We start from the raw sequence: 1,373 nt of genomic DNA on the forward strand, positions 1-1,373 counted from the left end.
CCTACCCGCCTCTTTTTTTTTTAAAGGTTCCGCTACCACCGCGATCTACCCTCTTTCCCCACACGCCGCTCCGGGCGTCACTGGTGCGACCGGCCTGCCTCCGCCGGCCCAACCACCCGCGGCTGACGGGACGCGACAGCGACCGGGCGAGCCGGTCCGCGGCCGCGTCGGCGCGCAGCTCGGCGGCGTGGGTGCGGTGCAGGGTGAGCAGGAAATCTGCGTCGTTGCCGAACATGTCGGGCTCCTTCGTGGCGTCGTCGTCTGCTGCTGACGACTCTTCGCGCGAAGGCCCCACCCGGGCATGGGGATGGCGCCTCATCTTCCCGGCCCGCAGCCTCCTTACCCGGCCGGCCCGGGCGGGTACGGCGACGTAAGGTACTCAGCTGCCCCGGCACCCGGACGCGGATCAACCGGGCCGGCGGCGACCACTAGACTCTGCGACATGGCAAAGCCCCAGGAGAAGGTCTCGTTCGGCCAGCGGCTGAAGCAGATCGGGATGGTGTTCCAGTTCACCGCCAAGCAGGACCGGTGGTTCGCGCCGTTGGTCGCCGCGGCGGTGCTGCTCCCGCTCGCGCTCACCGTGGTCGCGGTCATCCTCTGGGGCTGGATCTGGCTGCCGCTGGGCATCCTGTTCATCCTGCTCGCGGTGCTGATCGTGCTCAACCTGCGGTCCAACAAGGCGATGATGAACGCCGCCGAGGGGCAACCCGGCGCGGCGGCGCAGATCATGGAGAACATGCGCGGCGACTGGCGGGTGACCCCGGCGGTCAGCTCGACCACCCAGATGGACATGGTCCACCTGGTGATCGGCCGCCCGGGCGTGATCCTGCTGGCCGAGGGGAACCCGCAGCGGGTGCGCGGCCTGCTCGGCCAGGAGAAGCGGCGGCTGTCCAAGGTGATCGGCTCCGCTCCCCTGCACGACTACGTGATCGGGCAGGAGGAGGGCGAGCTGCCGATCCGCAAGCTCCGGACGACGCTGCTGCGCCTGCCCCGCGCCCTCTCCGGCAAGGACGTCAACTCGCTGGACAAGCGACTCAAGGCGCTGACCGCCCGGCCGCAGATGCCCAAGGGCGCGATCCCGAAGAACATGCGGCCGCCAGGCGCCTTCCGCCAGTCGCGAGGCCGCTGACCCCAGGTGTACGCGTAGAGGAGCCGGACCCGCACGGGTCCGGCTCCTTCGCGTACACCCTCATGCCGCCCACCCCCGGCGCGCCGCCCGCTCCGGCCACAGGCCCCGGCCCGTGGTCCCGGGCCCCGCCAGGTCCCCCACTCACCGCCGTCGCCGCCGCGCTGGCGGCCATGATCGTGCTCGATCCTGGATGTAGTGGCCTCGTGTGCGGCGGATGCCACTACTTCCTGGATCGAGCACGATC

General features: G+C 70.6%; 2 protein-coding genes. One reads left to right on the forward strand and one right to left on the reverse strand.

Features of this window, described 5'->3' with window-relative positions:
• Position 1: 1 nt before the first annotated feature.
• Positions 2-235: a hypothetical protein gene (locus PSH25_RS26990; RefSeq protein WP_238661707.1), complete on the reverse strand. Its 234-nt coding sequence runs from the start codon at positions 233-235 to the stop codon at positions 2-4.
• A gap of 207 nt (positions 236-442) precedes the next feature.
• On the opposite strand from PSH25_RS26990, the gene PSH25_RS26995 reads away from it, so the two are divergent.
• Positions 443-1,129, forward strand: a complete 687-nt coding sequence (locus PSH25_RS26995; RefSeq protein WP_145779624.1) for a DUF4191 domain-containing protein — start codon at positions 443-445, stop codon at positions 1,127-1,129.
• Positions 1,130-1,373: the final 244 nt, after the last annotated feature.

Source organism: Micromonospora foliorum (assembly GCF_022229015.1).
GTDB lineage: Bacteria > Actinomycetota > Actinomycetes > Mycobacteriales > Micromonosporaceae > Micromonospora > Micromonospora foliorum.